General features: G+C 67.2%; 19 protein-coding genes. 4 read left to right on the top strand and 15 right to left on the bottom strand.

All coding sequences use genetic code 11. The annotated features are described in order from the left end of the window. Window positions 1-29 precede the first annotated feature (29 nt). From B7R22_RS01725 to B7R22_RS01705, 5 genes are read right to left on the bottom strand one after another with little or no spacing between them, the layout of a single operon-like run. Window positions 30-464 carry a Rid family detoxifying hydrolase gene (locus B7R22_RS01725; RefSeq protein ID WP_116410082.1) on the bottom strand — a complete coding sequence of 145 codons (435 nt, stop codon included), beginning with the start codon at window positions 462-464 and terminating at the stop codon, window positions 30-32. Further along, window positions 461-1,642, bottom strand: a complete 1,182-nt coding sequence (locus B7R22_RS01720; protein WP_116410081.1) for an aminotransferase class V-fold PLP-dependent enzyme — start codon at window positions 1,640-1,642, stop codon at window positions 461-463. Before B7R22_RS01720 ends, B7R22_RS01725 begins: the two co-directional genes overlap by 4 nt. After that, window positions 1,639-2,427, bottom strand: coding sequence for an amino acid ABC transporter ATP-binding protein (locus tag B7R22_RS01715; protein WP_116410080.1), 789 nt, complete (start codon window positions 2,425-2,427; stop codon window positions 1,639-1,641). The genes B7R22_RS01720 and B7R22_RS01715 overlap by 4 nt, the downstream gene beginning before the upstream one ends. Further along, window positions 2,424-3,371, bottom strand: coding sequence for an amino acid ABC transporter permease (locus B7R22_RS01710; protein ID WP_116410079.1), 948 nt, complete (start codon window positions 3,369-3,371; stop codon window positions 2,424-2,426). The genes B7R22_RS01715 and B7R22_RS01710 overlap by 4 nt, the downstream gene beginning before the upstream one ends. Further along, the gene (locus B7R22_RS01705) at window positions 3,371-4,342 is read right to left on the bottom strand and encodes an ABC transporter substrate-binding protein (RefSeq protein ID WP_116410078.1); all 972 of its coding nucleotides are present in this window, start codon (window positions 4,340-4,342) and stop codon (window positions 3,371-3,373) included. Before B7R22_RS01705 ends, B7R22_RS01710 begins: the two co-directional genes overlap by 1 nt. 170 nt (window positions 4,343-4,512) lie before the next feature. Between B7R22_RS01705 and B7R22_RS01700 the strand changes: the two genes are divergently transcribed. Continuing rightward, a complete protein-coding gene (locus tag B7R22_RS01700) occupies window positions 4,513-5,250 on the top strand; it encodes a helix-turn-helix transcriptional regulator (protein ID WP_116410077.1) in 738 nt (245 codons plus the stop codon). A 45-nt stretch (window positions 5,251-5,295) separates the two neighbouring features. Here the strand turns inward: B7R22_RS01700 and B7R22_RS01695 are convergent, their stop codons facing one another. From B7R22_RS01695 to B7R22_RS01665, 7 genes are all read right to left on the bottom strand, one after another. Next, window positions 5,296-5,652 carry a hypothetical protein gene (locus B7R22_RS01695; RefSeq protein ID WP_253258822.1) on the bottom strand — a complete coding sequence of 119 codons (357 nt, stop codon included), beginning with the start codon at window positions 5,650-5,652 and terminating at the stop codon, window positions 5,296-5,298. Then, window positions 5,652-5,945: a type II toxin-antitoxin system Phd/YefM family antitoxin gene (locus B7R22_RS01690; protein WP_147305267.1), complete on the bottom strand. Its 294-nt coding sequence runs from the start codon at window positions 5,943-5,945 to the stop codon at window positions 5,652-5,654. The genes B7R22_RS01695 and B7R22_RS01690 overlap by 1 nt, the downstream gene beginning before the upstream one ends. Before the next feature lie 97 nt (window positions 5,946-6,042). After that, the gene (ccsB, locus tag B7R22_RS01685; RefSeq protein ID WP_253258821.1) at window positions 6,043-7,131 is read right to left on the bottom strand and encodes a c-type cytochrome biogenesis protein CcsB; all 1,089 of its coding nucleotides are present in this window, start codon (window positions 7,129-7,131) and stop codon (window positions 6,043-6,045) included. A gap of 9 nt (window positions 7,132-7,140) precedes the next feature. Continuing rightward, window positions 7,141-8,844, bottom strand: coding sequence for a cytochrome c biogenesis protein ResB (gene resB, locus B7R22_RS01680; protein ID WP_437184125.1), 1,704 nt, complete (start codon window positions 8,842-8,844; stop codon window positions 7,141-7,143). Beyond that, the gene (locus B7R22_RS01675) at window positions 8,828-9,571 is read right to left on the bottom strand and encodes a cytochrome c biogenesis CcdA family protein (RefSeq protein ID WP_437184124.1); all 744 of its coding nucleotides are present in this window, start codon (window positions 9,569-9,571) and stop codon (window positions 8,828-8,830) included. The genes resB and B7R22_RS01675 overlap by 17 nt, the downstream gene beginning before the upstream one ends. A gap of 3 nt (window positions 9,572-9,574) precedes the next feature. Continuing rightward, window positions 9,575-10,195: a TlpA family protein disulfide reductase gene (locus B7R22_RS01670; protein WP_253258820.1), complete on the bottom strand. Its 621-nt coding sequence runs from the start codon at window positions 10,193-10,195 to the stop codon at window positions 9,575-9,577. Window positions 10,196-10,198: 3 nt separating this feature from the next. Next, window positions 10,199-10,843, bottom strand: a complete 645-nt coding sequence (locus tag B7R22_RS01665; protein ID WP_116410075.1) for a histidine phosphatase family protein — start codon at window positions 10,841-10,843, stop codon at window positions 10,199-10,201. A 151-nt stretch (window positions 10,844-10,994) separates the two neighbouring features. Between B7R22_RS01665 and B7R22_RS20040 the strand changes: the two genes are divergently transcribed. Together B7R22_RS20040 and aspS are read left to right on the top strand one after the other, a co-directional pair. Beyond that, window positions 10,995-11,126, top strand: a complete 132-nt coding sequence (locus B7R22_RS20040) for a hypothetical protein (protein WP_301182584.1) — start codon at window positions 10,995-10,997, stop codon at window positions 11,124-11,126. 34 nt (window positions 11,127-11,160) lie between these two features. Beyond that, entirely contained in the window at window positions 11,161-12,489 is a 1,329-nt protein-coding gene (aspS, locus tag B7R22_RS01660; RefSeq protein WP_116410074.1) for an aspartate--tRNA(Asn) ligase, read from the top strand. 131 nt (window positions 12,490-12,620) lie between these two features. On the opposite strand, the gene B7R22_RS01655 is transcribed toward aspS, so the two are convergent. From B7R22_RS01655 to B7R22_RS18730, 3 genes are all read right to left on the bottom strand, one after another. Then, complete coding sequence (locus B7R22_RS01655) at window positions 12,621-13,394, bottom strand: UPF0758 domain-containing protein (RefSeq protein WP_147305266.1); 774 nt, start codon at window positions 13,392-13,394, stop codon at window positions 12,621-12,623. Window positions 13,395-13,534: 140 nt separating this feature from the next. Further along, complete coding sequence (locus B7R22_RS01650; RefSeq protein ID WP_116410072.1) at window positions 13,535-13,834, bottom strand: Dabb family protein; 300 nt, start codon at window positions 13,832-13,834, stop codon at window positions 13,535-13,537. Continuing rightward, window positions 13,831-14,100: a glutaredoxin family protein gene (locus B7R22_RS18730; protein WP_172582143.1), complete on the bottom strand. Its 270-nt coding sequence runs from the start codon at window positions 14,098-14,100 to the stop codon at window positions 13,831-13,833. Before B7R22_RS18730 ends, B7R22_RS01650 begins: the two co-directional genes overlap by 4 nt. Window positions 14,101-14,175: 75 nt before the next feature. On the opposite strand from B7R22_RS18730, the gene B7R22_RS01645 reads away from it, so the two are divergent. Continuing rightward, complete coding sequence (locus tag B7R22_RS01645) at window positions 14,176-14,928, top strand: HAD family hydrolase (protein ID WP_172582142.1); 753 nt, start codon at window positions 14,176-14,178, stop codon at window positions 14,926-14,928. The last annotated feature ends 8 nt before the right edge of the window (window positions 14,929-14,936 follow it).

Raw genomic sequence — 14,936 nt, 5'->3', positions numbered from 1 at the left:
GCCGGACTACCGGGTTGCCGGTCGACCGCTCAGGCGGCGGCGGGGGGCGGGCAGGCCGCCACCAGTTCGACCTCGACGCGTGCCCCCATCGGCAGCGCCGCAACCTGGTAGGCCGCGCGAGCGGGCAGCACCGGGCCGGTGAACACGGCGGCGTAGGCCGCGTTCACTTCAGCGAAGTCGGCCAGGTCGGCGACGAGCACCGTCGTCTTCACGACGTTCGAGAGCGTCGTTCCGGCCTCGAGCAGGATCGCTTCGGCGTTTCGCAGTGACTGCGTGGTGAGGGCGCCGATGCCGCCCTCCACAAAGGTGCCGGTGGCAGGGTCGAGGGGCAGCTGCCCGGAGACGAACAGCAGATCGCCCACCCGCACAGCCTGCGAATAGGGACCGACCGCGGCAGGAGCACGGCTGGTGGTGATGGCGGTGAGCTGCGGGATGGGCAGCGCCGGCCTGGTCGTCGGGGTCATACGAACTCTCCCAGAGTCTTGGCGACCGTCGTGAAGACGGCCGGGTCGGTGGTGGCGTGCACAGCGATCCGGATCCGATCGGTACCGTGCAGCGTGGTGGTGACGCCGTGGGCGGCGAGGGCAGCGTGCGCGGCGGCGGCGGCACGCCCACCAGCACCGCCGAGTGGAACCGCGACGATGCCCGCGCGGAGTTCACGATCACGAGGCGACGCGGGAACGATACCCACCTCGGCCAGCGCCGCGATGAGCAGATCGACGGTATCGGCGATGCGCGCCTCGATCGACGTGACGGTGGCCGACTCGACCAGCTCGAGTGCTGTGGCGAACGAGCCGGTCGCGAACGGCGACAGATTGGAGATGCCGAAGGCGAGCGCGTCACCTCGCAGTGGATGCTCGGTGCCGTCGTAATGCGATGGATGCTCGACCCCGGTCCAGCCGCCGAGCACCGGGCGGATGCGGTCGAGCCCCGCGTCGGAGAACGCGAGCGCTCCGGCGCCCCAGCCGGCCCGCAACCACTTCTGGCCGCCGACCACGAGCGCGTCGGCGAGCGCCCACGGCTGCTCGATCACCCCGAAGCCCTGGATCCCATCCACGACCAGCAGCCGGTCCCGCCCGATCACGTCGCGGATGCCAGCGAGGTCGGCGCGGAATCCGGTGCGGAAGTCGACGGCGCTCACCGTGACCGCCGTCACCTCCGGGGTGAGGGCGCGGGCGACGACGTCGGGGGTGACAGGTTCTCCGACCGCGCCGATCAGCTGGGCATCCGAGAGCCCGACCTGGTTCGCGCGGAGCCACGGGTACAGGTTCGCCGGGAACTCCGAACGGCCGACCAGCACGGTGCCGCCGGTGATTCCGAAGGCGACCTGGAAGAGGCCCAGCGAGGTGTGCGGAACCAGCGAGACGGCATCGACACCGAACCCGCTGAGGCGCGCGAAGGCGCCGCGGGCGCGGAGGTCTTCACCGTGCATCCGCTCGCTCGCACCCGGAGCGCCGGTGATGGCCGTTGCGAGCAACCCGGCGGTCGTCTCGGCGACGGCGTGCGACGGCGGGCCGTAGCTCGCGAAGTTGAGGTAACCCGGCTCCTCGCCGAAGCTGCTGAGATAGGCGTCGAACGCGGAGGCGGCGGGGGCGCCAACGGCCCCAGCGTCCCCGGAGGCACCGGCGGCCGCGCCGCTCACGCCAGCACCCGCTCGAGGAACCGCTTCGTGCGCGCCTCCCGCGGGTTCACCAGAACCTCGTCGACCGTTCCCTGTTCGACGATCCCGCCGTCGGCCATGAAGACGACCCGGTCGGCGACCTCGCGGGCGAACCCCATCTCGTGGGTCACCACCAGCATCGTCATACCGTCGGCAGCGAGCCCCGCCATCACGGTGAGCACTTCGCCCACCAGTTCGGGGTCGAGCGCGCTCGTCGGCTCGTCGAACAGCAGGAACAGCGGCTTCATCGCCACCGCCCGCGCGATGGCGACGCGCTGGCGCTGGCCGCCGGAGAGCTGGCTCGGGTAGCTGTCGATCTTGTCGCCGAGCCCGACCCGCTCGAGCACCGCGCGCGCCTCGGTCTCCACGACCTTGGACGCACGTTTCTGCACGCGCACCGGCCCCTCCATGACGTTGCCGAGCACGGTGAGGTGCGGGAACAGGTTGAAGTGCTGGAAGACCATGCCGGTCGAGGCCCGCTGCTTCGAGAGCTTCCGCTCGGTCAGCTCGTGCAGCTTCCCGTCGCGCTCCTCGAAGCCCATCGCCTGCCCGTCGACCCAGACCTCGCCCGCGTCGGGCACTTCGAGGCGGTTGATGCACCGGAGGAAGGTCGACTTGCCGGCGCCCGAGGGACCGATGATGCAGACGACCTCCCCCGCGGCGACCTGCAGCGAGACCTCCTTCAGCACCTCGTTCGAGCCGTAGTGCTTGCTGACACGCACCGCGTCGAGCAGGGGACGCTGCGGCGCAGCCTGGATGTTCGTCATGGGTGGCTCCTCACGAGCGGTGGTGTCACGAGATCACGGGCGAGACGTCGCCTGGCGCGGCGCGTGGGCCCACCCCGGGCACGGTCGCTGCGGTCGAACGAGCGCTCGAGATAGGACTGCCCGACACTCGCCACACTGACGATCACCATGTACCAGAAAGCCGCCGCGATCAGCGTCTCCATGACCTGCAGGTTGAACGAGGCGATGTTGTTCGCCGCCCTGATCAGCTCGACGTAGCCGATGACCGAGGCCATCGCTGTGCCCTTCAGCATGTTGATGAAGTCGTTGCCGGTCGGCGGGATGATCACTCTCATCGCCTGCGGGAGAACGATCCGCCACATCCGCTGCAAGGGCGTCTCGCCGATCGACTGGGCGGCCTCGATCTGGCCGCGGTCGACGCTGTTCAGCCCGGCCCGCACGATCTCGGCCATGTAGGCGCTCTCGTTCAGCATGAGGCCGAGGAACGCAGCCACGAAGGTGGTCATGACCGCGTTCGTGGAGAGGTCGACGAACACCACGTCCGTGAACGGGATGCCCAGCTGCAGCCGGGGGAAGATGAGTGCGAGGTTGTACCAGAGCAGGATCTGCAACAGCACCGGCAGCCCGCGGAACAGCCACGTGTAGGCGGCCGCGAACCACTTCGCCACCGGGTTCTCGGAGATGCGCATCAGGGCGATGATCACTCCGAGGATCACAGCCGACACCTGGGCCGCGACGGCCAGGATGATCGTGTTGACCAGTCCCTGCAGGATGATCGGCGAGATGACGTAGTACGGGATGTCGCGCCAGGAGATGTCGCCCTGCGACGCCCCGTAGGCGAGTGCGCCGAGGATGACGAGGATGACCGCCGCGATCACCCACCTGCCCCAGTGGCGAAGGCGCACCTGGGGCAGGAGTTCCCGCACGGAATCCCGCACATACTCTCGCGCAGAGGGGGTCGACATCACTTGCCGCCGTTGACGACCGCGCTGGTCACCTTGCCGGAGGAGATGCCCCAGGCATCCAGGATCTTGCCGTAGGTGCCGTCTTCGATCAGCTGGTCGAGAGCCTTGGCGATCGCATCGCGGAGGCCGGGGTTGTCCTTGTTCACACCGATGCCGTACGGGGCGCCGTCGATGACGTCACCGGGCACGACCTCGAATGCGTTGCCGTCCTGGGTGGTCTTCGAGATGTACACGGCGCTCGGCAGGTCGTTCACGATGGCGTCGATGCGGCCGGTGCGCAGCTGCGTCTGGTTCTGGCTGTCGCTGTCGGTCACCGAGATGTTCAGGGCGGTCTTGCCGTCTGCGACGCACTTCGTGCTCGTGTCCTCGGCGAAGGTCTGCTGGCTGGTTCCGGTGACGACGGCGATGTTCTTGCCGCAGAGCGTGTCAGGCCCGGTGATGCCGGCCGGGTTGCCCTTCTGCACCATGAGCGTGATGCCGCTGGTGAGGTAGTCGACGAAGTCGATCGACTGCTGGCGCGTGGCGGTGTCGTTCATTGCTGCGATGGTCGTGTCGACCCGCCCGGACTGGAGACTCGTGATGAGGGCGCCGAAGTCGAGGTTCGAGTACGTTGCCGCGAGGCCGAGTTTGGTGCCGATCGCGGTGATGATGTCGTGGTCGGAGCCGATGACCGTGGATCCGTCCGCTGCGAAAAAGTTGTTCGGCGCCGACTGCACGTTCGAGCCCACCTTCAGCTCCTTCGTCGACGCGATCGCCTCGGGCACCATGGCGGCGAGTGTCGCGTCCTCGCTGACGGCCGAGAGCAGCGCGGAGGTGTCGGGAATGGTGCTCGAGCCACCACCGGCGGACGCATCCGAGGCGCCGGCGGCACCGGGCTGGGGTGCGGAGGGTCCGCCGCAGGCGGAGAGCAGGATGGCCAGGGAGGCTGCGGCGAGCGTGGTCGCCAGCGCTGTTCTGCGGGTGGTTCGCATGGAGGTTCGTCCTTTTGGTCGTCTTCGGCAAAGAGGCTGAGGAGCACGCTCTGGCGCTCCGGGCCTTACATTAGTCCACTTTTCGCACGATAATAGTTATTTATTATGCTGATGATGACTTTTTACCGGAACGAAACAATCCACCCTCGGACGTCGGGCAGGATGTGCCCATGACCGTTTCCGCACCCGCCGGACCAGAACGGCAAATCAGGGCCGAGTTCGAGCCGTACCTCGCCCTCCTCCCGTTCCTCGCCTCGCTGCTGGGCGCTCGAACAGAGATCGTGCTGCACGACATCAGCGACCTCTCGCGATCGATCATCGCCGTCGAGAACGGCGAGATGAGCGGCCGGAGCGTCGGCGGGCCGGCCACCGACCTCGTGCTGAAGATCCTGCAGAACCACGACTACCTCGAGCGCGACTACCTCACGAACTACCTGGCGCAATCGCAGACCGGAGGCTACTTCCGCTCCTCGACCTTCTTTGTCCGCGATGACGCGGGCCAGGTGATCGGGATGCTCTGCCTCAACGTCGACGACGGACCCCTCCACGAGGCGCGGCAGCTGCTCGAGTCGATCACCCGCACCACCGGCCTCCTGAAGTCGTCAGGCCAGGCTCCGGATGCGGCGCACGCCGCCTCATCGGCCGGCTCATCGGCCGGCACCGAGGTCGCCGAGCGCCTCAGCCTCAGCGTCGACGAGCTCACCCGCGACAATGTGGCCCGAACAGTCTCCCGGCTGGGCGTCGACGGATCACGGATGACACCCGACGAGAAGGTCCAGGCCGTTCGAGAGCTCGACTCCGTCGGCATCTTCCTCATGAAGGGTGCCGTCTCGCACGCCGCCGTCGAGCTGCACGTGTCGGAGCCCACCGTCTACCGTTACCTCAAACTGGCCCGCGGCCAGCGCTGAGCTACCCGCCGCGGCGTGCACGAGACGCGCAAACCCGAAGGCCCGTCACGGACTCTCGGGTACCCGGTCAAGCCTCCTGGCGGCCTGGAGATGCGCACCCAGGTTCCGTCGCTCTCCGACTGCGACTGCCTCGAGGGCGACAGCCTCGATTTCGTTCGGAGTGAACCGGTAGACAAGCCGGTAGCGAGGCTTCTGACTGCCGTCTGGATCGAAGTACAGCTTGTAGCAGTCGCTCAGGTCTCCGATCCGGGAGTGCTGCCCCAAAGGCACACCCTTCACTCTGCCGTCGCGAACGAAGACCAGCATGTCGAGAGCCATCTTGCGTGTTCGGAGATCCGGCAGGGCATGAACATCGTCGGCGAATCCCGGCAAGCTGGTGAGCGCAAGCCGTCGTTCAGCCACTACCGGTAGTCGGCAGCGTCGAGGCCGAGCTGATCGGCCAGATCACTCAGCGGGACAGACGAGCCGGCGGACGACCGCTCACGCACCAAGTCGGCGATCTCGAGCTCCTCGATCGCCGGCAGGAGGGCTGTGTACAACTCGAAGGGTATGACGACGGCCTCGGCCTTACGATGTGAGCCGAAGATCAGAGGCTCCGAGGCCGACCCCTCGGCGCGAAATCTCTTCAGCGCCTTGGGCAACTCCGTGCGCGCTTCACGACTCGGGAGGATGGGGGAAGAAGCCGCGAGAGACATGACAAGAGTATACCGAGAATCTCGAACGTGTACACATTTTGCGCCACAATTCGGGCCACATTCGCATCTGGAAGCCAGCCCTGCGTAGGCGGGCGGCCTACAGGCCCGAGTACGAGTGCAGGCCGTGGAAGAAGACGTTCACGATGCCGAAGTTGAACAGCACCGCGGCGAAGCCGATGATCGCCAGCACCGCGGAACGGGATCCACGCCAGCCGCGGGTCGCCCGCGCGTGGATGTAGCCGGCGTAGATCACCCAGATGATGAAGGTCCAGACCTCTTTGGTGTCCCAGCCCCAGTATCGGCCCCAGGCGCGTTCGGCCCAGACGGCGCCCGCGATCAGGGTGAAGGTCCAGAAGACGAATCCGACGATGTTCACCCGGTAGGCGAGGTTCTCGAGGCGGTTCGAGTCGGGCAGGGATGACATGAACTTCAGGCGCCAGAATGTGGCGCCCGCCACGATCGACTCGCGGCGGTACTGCACCAGCTGGATGGCCGACAGAGCGAACCCGAGCGCGAAGAACGCCGTGCCGAGGCTGGCCACGAAGACGTGGATGACGAGCCAGGCCGACTGGAGCGCCGGCGGCAGAGGGGAGACGCCGACGTAGTAGTTCACCGTCGAGATGCCCAGCAGGATGAGAACGAGACCCGTGATGAAGGTGCCGAGGAACCGGAGGTCGACTCGGGTGATGACCACCAGGAAGACGCCGACGATCAGCACGGTCCCGGTCATCGAGAACTCATACATGTTCGCCCACGGAACCCGGGCGGCCGCGATGCCGCGGAGCACGTCGGCGGTCGCTTCGAGCAGGAACCCGATCAGCGTGAACGCCACACCGAGCCGCAGGCTGAGGGAGCGCTTCGTCGTACCGACACCGGAACCACCGTCGATGGATGCCGAACCGCCGCCGCGCGAGAACAGGCCCCGGCGTGCGGGAGCCGCACCGACGACTGCGGACCCACCCCCGACCGCCGATCCGCTCACAGCAACAGGCGCGCCCGCACCGACCTTCTCGAGTACACGTTCGTCGGCGGTGGTCACCGAGCCGTCGACACCGACCCTGTTGCCGGCGCCCACTTGGGCGGAACGACGGGCCAGATCGAGCGCGAATGCGATGAAGGCCATCGCGTACACCGCCATGGCGGCATACAGGAAGAAGACCGAGTACTCATCGATGGTTTGGGTCACGTGGATAGCCTAAGCGTTAGATTCCGGCGGCGGTTGGCTGCCGATCAATTTGGTGTGGCGGTCTGCGATCTCGGCGACGGCTGGCACGAGCCGAGGGTCTTCACCCCGGGCCAGGCCGGCGTATTCGAGAGTGACGGTGCCGTCGTCCCGCTCCGTCGCCTTGACCCACACGCGCCGCCTCGGGATGAAGAGCGAGACGAGCAGACCGAGCAGGGCGAGCGTGGCGAACAGCAGCACGTACCCCTGGGTGGGGTCGTGGTGGATGTCGAGGGAGGCGAACCGGGAGACCGTGTCGAAGCTGACGGTTCCGAGGCCGTTCGGCAGGGCCTGGCTGTCGCCGGGCTTGAGCTCGATCGACTTCATGCCCGTCGACCCGCCGGTCAGCTGCGTGAGGGTGTCAGTGTCGAGGGAGTAGACCGACGTGGGCGTTCCTCCGTTCAGTCCGAGGTCGCCCTGATAGACGTTTAGCGTCAGCACGGGATAGTCGTCGTCGGGATACGTCGAGTAGAAGGCGCCGGTGGTCGAGACGGCCTGGGTCGGGTAGAAGAACCCGATCATGCCGAGCTGCTCGGTGAGGCCATCCGGAACCTTCACCACACCGACACTCGTGAGGCTCGCGTCCTGCGGCAGGAAGGGGATCGAATCGGTGAACACGACCTTCCCGGTCGGATCCTTCACCGTGATCGTCGGAGCGTACCCGTTGCCGAGGAGATAGACGTCTGTGCCCCCGATACGAAGCGGCGAGTTCACCTTGATGTCGGACTGCTGCTCGGCGCCGCCCTGCTCCTGGGTCGTGACCTGTGCGTTGTAGTCGAGCGGCTGGCCGAACGCGCCGTCGGCCTTGGTCTCGTAGGTGGCAGAGAACTGGTCGAGCTTCATCGTGTAGGGGGTGAGAGAACTCTCAGTGAAGAATCTACCGGGGTTGAAGGAGTCGAAGGCGCTGAGCGTGTTCACGAACGTCTGACCCTTCTCTACCAGCACCCGCTGGCCGCTGAATCCGAACCCGCCGCCGACACCGACGGTGATCAGGATGCCCACCAGCGCGGCATGGAAGACGAGGTTGCCCGTCTCCCGCGCGTAGCCGCGCTCGGCCGACACCGACGTGACCTCGCCGCCGTTCCGGCCCGGTGCGCTGAAGACCACGGTGCGGTACCCCGACCGGCGGAGCATCGCCCGCGCAGCCTCGATCGCCTCGGCACCGTTCGTGCCCGGCCCTGCCTCGCGCTGCTGGAACCCCGCCAGACGGGAGAGCCTCGCGGGCGTGCGCGGCGGCTTCGCCCGCAGGGCATCGAAGTGGTGTTTCGCCCGCGGGATGACACAGCCCACGAGCGAGATGAACAACAGAAGGTAGATGCTCGAGAACCACACTGACGTGTACACGTCGAAGGCCTGCACCTTGTCGAGCACGGGCGCAAGGTCGGGGTTGTCGACGAAGTACTGCGTGACGCCGTTCGGGTCGGCGGCCCGCTGCGGAACGAGCGAACCGGGCACCGCCGCGAGCGCGAGAAGGAGCAGGAGGAACAGCGCTGTGCGCATGCTCGTGAGCTGCCGCCAGAACCAGCGGAGCCAGCCCACGACACCGAGCTTCGGCTGCAGGATGTCGCCACCGGCGGTTCCGTCGGGCCCGCCGGAGCCGTCGGTGACGGGGCCGCCGGCGGAGCGCTCGGCGAAGGCCGGATCGGGTGAGTCGTAATGGTCAGATGGCCGGGACAAAACCGGTGATCACCGCCTGCAGTTGGTAGGTCCAGGCAGTCCAGAAACCGCTGACCATGAGGATTCCGATGACCACGAGGCCGACTCCCCCAAGGATGTTGATGACACGGATGTGCCGCTTGAGAAAGCTGATCGTCTGGGTGACCCAGTTGAGCCCGAGAGCCACGAGCAGGAAGGGCACGCCGAGGCCGAAGCAGTAGAAGAGACCGAGAATGGCACCGTTCCAGGCGGATCCGCCGGTGAGGCTCAGCGCCTGGATCGCGCCGAGGGTCGGGCCGATGCAGGGCGTCCAACCGAGGCCGAAGACGATACCGAGGATGGGAGCGCCGGCCAGGCCCGTCGCGGGGCGCCAGGTGGTCTTGAAGGTGCGCTGGAAGAAGCTGAACTGCCCGATGAAGACCAGCCCCAGCAGGATGACCACCACGCCGAGCACCCGGGTGATGACCTCGCCCCAGACCAGGAGCCAGACCCCGAGTGCACCGAAGAGGGTCGACGCCGCCACGAACACGAGCGAGAACCCGAGCACGAACAGGCTGATGCCGAGCAGCACCCGGCGGCGGTTGCTACGGGCACCCGGCTCGCTCAGCCCGCCCACATAGGCGAGGTAGCCCGGCACGAGCGGCAGTACGCACGGCGACGCGAACGAGACGAGACCGGCGAGCATCGCAATCGGTATGGCGACGATCAGCTGGCCGTTCAGCACGGCGTCGGCGAAGGGGTTGACCACGCCTCAGCTCGTTTCGGCGATGGCGCTTGAGATCAGCGTGTCGAGGATGCTCGGGGCCGTCGCCTGCCCCAGGATCCGTGCGGCCACCCGGCCCTGCTTGTCGATGACGAGGGTGGTGGGCACGGCGTTCGGTGCCACGACACCGCTCATCGCGAGCTGCACGGCACCGTCGGTGTCGATCACCGACGGGTAGGTCACGCCGAAGGAGGTGCCGAAGGCGACGGCGGTCGCGGCCTGGTCGCGCACGTTCACGCCGAGGAACGAAGCCCCGTTGTCAGTGTACTTCGTGTTGAGGGTCTCGAGTGCGGGCGCCTCGGCGCGGCACGGCGCGCAGCCGGCGTACCAGAAGTTCAACACCAGCACCTGCCCGAGGTACTGCGACGAATCGACCGACGCGCCGGTCTCCGTGGTGCCCGTGAACGAGACGGGGGCGGCGCGGTCGGCGAGGGGGATCTCGGTGACGGTGCCGTCTCCGGCGATGTACTGCTTGCTGTCACCGCTTCGGTACTGGGCCGCGAAAGGGTCGCTCGAGCATCCGGCGAGCACGCCGAGCGCGATCGCCGCAGCTGCCACCGCGAGGGCAGCGCGCTTCCTGGCGCGAATGTCGATGCCGAAGAGTGCCACAGCTCAGACCGCCCCGTCGTCGACAGCAGCGGCCAGAAGCGACCCGGCCGGGTCTTCGTAGCCGACCTCGACGAACCGGGCACCCCGACGTTCGAAGGAGGTGATGCTCGAGAGGTTGCACCGGCGTTTGCGGGGGTCGTGCCAGAGACGCTGCCCCGTGACCTGGAGATGCGTCGACCAGATCGGGAGCTGGTGGCTCACCATGATGACGTCGCCGCCCTCGACCGAGTCGTAGGCGTCGTTCATGGCAGCGATCATCCGCGTGGTGATGCTCACGTAGGGCTCCCCCCAGCTGGGCTGGAAGGGATTGCGCACCCAGTGCCAGTTCTTCGGATTGCGGAGGGCGCGGTTGCGCATCGCAGGGCTCATTCCCTCGAACCTGTTCGTCGGTTCGATGATGCGCTCCTCGGTCTGGATGGCGAGCCCGAAGGCGCGTTCGAGGGGAGCGGCCGACTCCTGGGCGCGCTGGAGCGGCGATGCGAAGAGCGCCGAGACGGGTCGACCCCGCTCGACGAGCTCGTCTGCGGCCGACTGGGCGATGCGTACTCCGAGCTCGGAGAGACCGAATCCGGGCAGGCGCCCATAGAGCACGTGCTCGGGGTTGAAGACCTCGCCGTGACGCACGAGATGAAGTTGGCTGGCTACCACAGCGACAAGTCTACGGAGCGTAGAACTTACCAAGCTGCCCGCCACCTGAATGCGTCTCCGACCATGTAGCCCTGCTTCATGAAAACTCAAGATGAATGAGATTGTGCTGAACAGTTGTCGAGGGAAGTATTGAGTCCAGAAAGGTTCACTCATGGCACTCATCATCGTTCTCTCCGTTTTCGCACTCCTCGCCCTCGTCGGCATCGTCGCGGCCATCATCCAGACCGCTACCGACGGCTACGGCCACGTCGCAACCCGCGCGTATTTCCGCCGTCTCCCCTGAGTCCGTCCGGGCGGACGGCATAGGATGAGTGCCCGTGACTGAACGCGTTCTCATCAAAGACCTGCCCGCCCTCGCCGACGGAACCGTCACGGTCTCCGGCTGGGTCGAGACCGTCCGCGACCAGAAGAAGGTGCAGTTCGTCGTTCTCCGTGACGAGTCCGGCGCCGTGCAACTGGTGAACCCCCGTACGTCGGATGCCGACGGCATCGTGATCGCCGACGAACCGGCCACGACGATCTCGGCTCTCACCCAGGGCTCGTTCGTCACGGCGACGGGTGAGCTGAAGCACGACGAGCGGGTCAAGCTCGGCGGCCTCGAGGTGAAGCTGGCTTCGCTCACGGTCTCCTCTCTGGCCGACCCCGCCACGCCCATCGCCGCCGACAGCGGGATCGACAAGCGGATGGACTGGCGCTTCCTCGACCTGCGCGTGCCTCGGAACGCTCTCATCTTCCGCATCCAGACGACGCTGGAACATGCGTTCCGCACCTACTGGATCGACCGCGACTACGTCGAGATCCACACCCCCAAGTTGATGGCGAGCCCCTCGGAGTCGAACGCCGAACTGTTCAAGCTCGACTACTTCGACACGACCGCCTACTTGGCCCAGAGCCCGCAGTTCTTCAAGCAGATGGCCCAGTCGGCCGGGTTCGGCAAGATCTTCGATATCGGCCCGGTCTTTCGCGCAGACCCGTCGTTCACCTCGCGGCACGCCACCGAGTACACCGGTGTCGACGCGGAGATCAGCTGGATAGACAGTCACGAAGACGTCATGGCGATGCAGGAAGAACTGCTCGTCGCTGGATTCAGCGCCGTCGCCGCGAAGCACGGGGCCGAGATCTCGGAGCTCTTCGGTATCGACATCGTCGTGCCGAGCATCCCGTTCCCGCGCATCCCGCTGCTCGAGGCGAAGCAGATCGTCGCCGAACGCGGTCACGTCATCGACCGTGCAGACGACGACCTCGACCCCGAGGGCGAGCGCCAGATCGCCGCCCACGTCGAGGAGACCTTCGGGCACCAGTTCGTCTTCCTCACCGAATACCCGACGAGTATCCGGCCGTTCTACCACATGCACAGCGAGGAGGACCCGGCCCTCACGAAGAGCTACGACCTCATCTTCCGCGGCACGGAGATCACCACCGGAGCGCAGCGCGAACACCGCGTCGAGATCCTCGAGGCACAGGCGACCCAGAAGGGGCTCGATCCGCGGGAACTCGACTACTACCTCGACTTCTTCCGCCACGGCGTTCCGCCGCACGGCGGTTTCGGCATGGGCCTCGCCCGCGTGCTGATGCTGATGCTCGACCAGGGCAACCTCCGCGAGGTCACCTACCTCTTCCGCGGCCCGACCCGCCTCACCCCCTAGCCGCCTCGCGCCCTCCACACCCGAGACTCCAGGCACCCTCAAGGGACGCAAAGCGCTCCAAGACCTGGCCCGAAGAGCGCTGTGCGTCCCTTCGGCCGGGGACGAAGTGGGGGCCGGGGCCGAGGCCGGGGTCATGCGAGGGGCGCCCAATCGTCTTCGGTGACGACGACCGTCGACAGATAACGCAGGCCCACGGTCGTCGACGCCAGCTTCAGCACGTCACGGATGGCGCGGAGCTCGTCGGTGCGCTCCGGATGATCGCCGGGAACAAAAGCCAACGCGAACGCCGAACCCCCGCGGTAGAGCACCTCATGGAGGGTCGCGGCGACGAGCGCGTGCATGGTCATGGGTGCAGATGCGGGAGCGGAGGCCGGCACACGTGGAGGTGGAGGCGCGGGCAAGGACGCCGACGCCCCCCGCCGCGGCTGGACCGCCAGCGCACCGACGAGCGGCACCACCCGTCGGAGCCGGAGTTCACTGTCAGCCACCACAACCAGGAGCGCAGGCGCGGTGTCGACGTGGACCGGCTCCGCGGGCTGCGCCGCGAGGAACACCCGCACCGCGCGCACCACATGCTGGGGCGTCTCGAGCACGTCACCCGGCGGCGGATCGTTCGCGCGGCGCCAGAGCTCGGCCACGGCGACGATCCGTCCCGCGGTGGCCACGCCGACGCCCATCAGCGACCGCAGTTCGCCGACGGTCATGCCCATCAGTTCCGTGACACCGCCGGTCTGTCGGAGGAGCGACCCGGCACTGTCGAGAACGTTCACCCCGGGCATCCCGGAACCCAGAACGAGCGCGACGAGCTCGGCATCGCTCAGACCACCCGGGCCCAGCCGGGCGAGTCTTTCGCGTGGCCGGTCTTCTGGAGCAACCGTCCAGAGCGATTCACGAGGCGTTGTCATGCCGCAACGGTAGAGCTGTGCCCGCTGGGATCGGGCGCGGCCCCGAACTGTGGAGAAACGCTCGTCCGAGGCGCCTGTGGACGAGAGGTCAGTCGCGGCGGGGAAGCGGGCTGCTCAGGCCACGGAGGGAGCTGCTGCTTTCAGACCTCGAAGTCGATGGCGGCCCGCGCCGCGAAGAACGGCTTGATCGACGACGACACCCGTACGTGGTCGGGGTGCACCTGGTACCGGTCGAGCGCCGCCTGGTCTTCGTAGTCCGAGATCAGGGCGACGTGGGCGTTGCCCGGCGTCGCGTTCACGTCGGTCACCACGTCGAGCGCGATGATCTCGTGAACGACCCCCACCAGCGAGCGCAGCTGGCTGGCGACGAACAACGCCTGTTCCGCACGCTTCTCGGGCGAGGGGTCGGCGAGGGTGAACGTGACGACGTGACGGATCATGAGGCTCCCAGGAGTGCTGCGGTGAGACGCGCCGGGTCGACGCGCCAGAAGGTGTGGACCCTGCCGTCGATCAGCACGACGGGAATGTCTTCGATGTGTTCGTCGTAGAGCGCCTGGTCATCGAAGATCGACACTTCACGGACATCGACGATAACCGAAGGTTCGCGCCCGGCGAGGTCGGCGACCACGGACTCGACGACGGTGCGCGCCTCGTCGCAGAGATGGCAACCCGGCTTCGAGACGAGGGTGAGTTCGGTTCGGGCCACGATTTCACTCTAGCGCGGCAGATCACGGCGCACCCCGGGCGACCGCCTGTAACCCGGACTCGCTACCATGGCGCCATGCCCACCGCCGACAGACGCCCCGCCATCGCGTTCTTCGACATCGACAACACCCTCGTGCGGGGTGCCACTGTGTACTTCGTCGGGTTCGGCGCCTGGCGCCTGCGCCTGCTCAACGTGCGGGATGTCGCGACCTTCGCCTGGCAACAGGCACGCTTCATCTCGGTCGGCGAGAACATGCGCCACACCGAGAGCATCAAGACCCGCACCCTGCAGATGCTGTCCGGGCACACCGAAGACGAGCTGCTGCGGCTCGGTCAAGACGTCTACGACCGCCAGATCTCCGCCCGGCTCTGGCCCGACGTCGTCGCGAAAGCGCACGCGCACCTCGAGCAGGGCGACCAGGTCTGGCTGGTCTCGGCCACCGGCGAGATCGTCGCGCAGGTCATCGCCCAGAGGCTCGGCCTCACCGGAGCTCTCGGCACGCGCTTCGAGTCGGTCGCCGGAATCTTCACGGGCCGGCTCGACGGGGAGATGCTGCACGGCGCCGCCAAGGCGCAGGCTGCGCGAGGCCTCGCTGCGCAGAATGGTGTCGATCTCAGAGACTGTTGGGCGTACTCCGACTCCGCGAACGACCTGCCGCTGCTCGGGATGGTCGGGCATCCGGTGGCCGTCAACCCCGACGACCGACTGCGGTCTGAGGCATCCACCCGGGGCTGGCCGGTGATAGCCCTGACGAGGCAGCGCCGGCAGCGCAGCAACCCCGCACCCGGCGCGCACCGACACAAAAAGCGCCAGACCGGATCATCCTGAGAGGAGAC

The organism is Subtercola boreus (assembly GCF_003399635.1).
GTDB classification, from domain to species: domain Bacteria; phylum Actinomycetota; class Actinomycetes; order Actinomycetales; family Microbacteriaceae; genus Subtercola; species Subtercola boreus_B.
The sequence above is the reverse complement of the archived record's forward strand: the minus strand, read 5'-3'. Positions and strand labels throughout refer to the sequence as shown.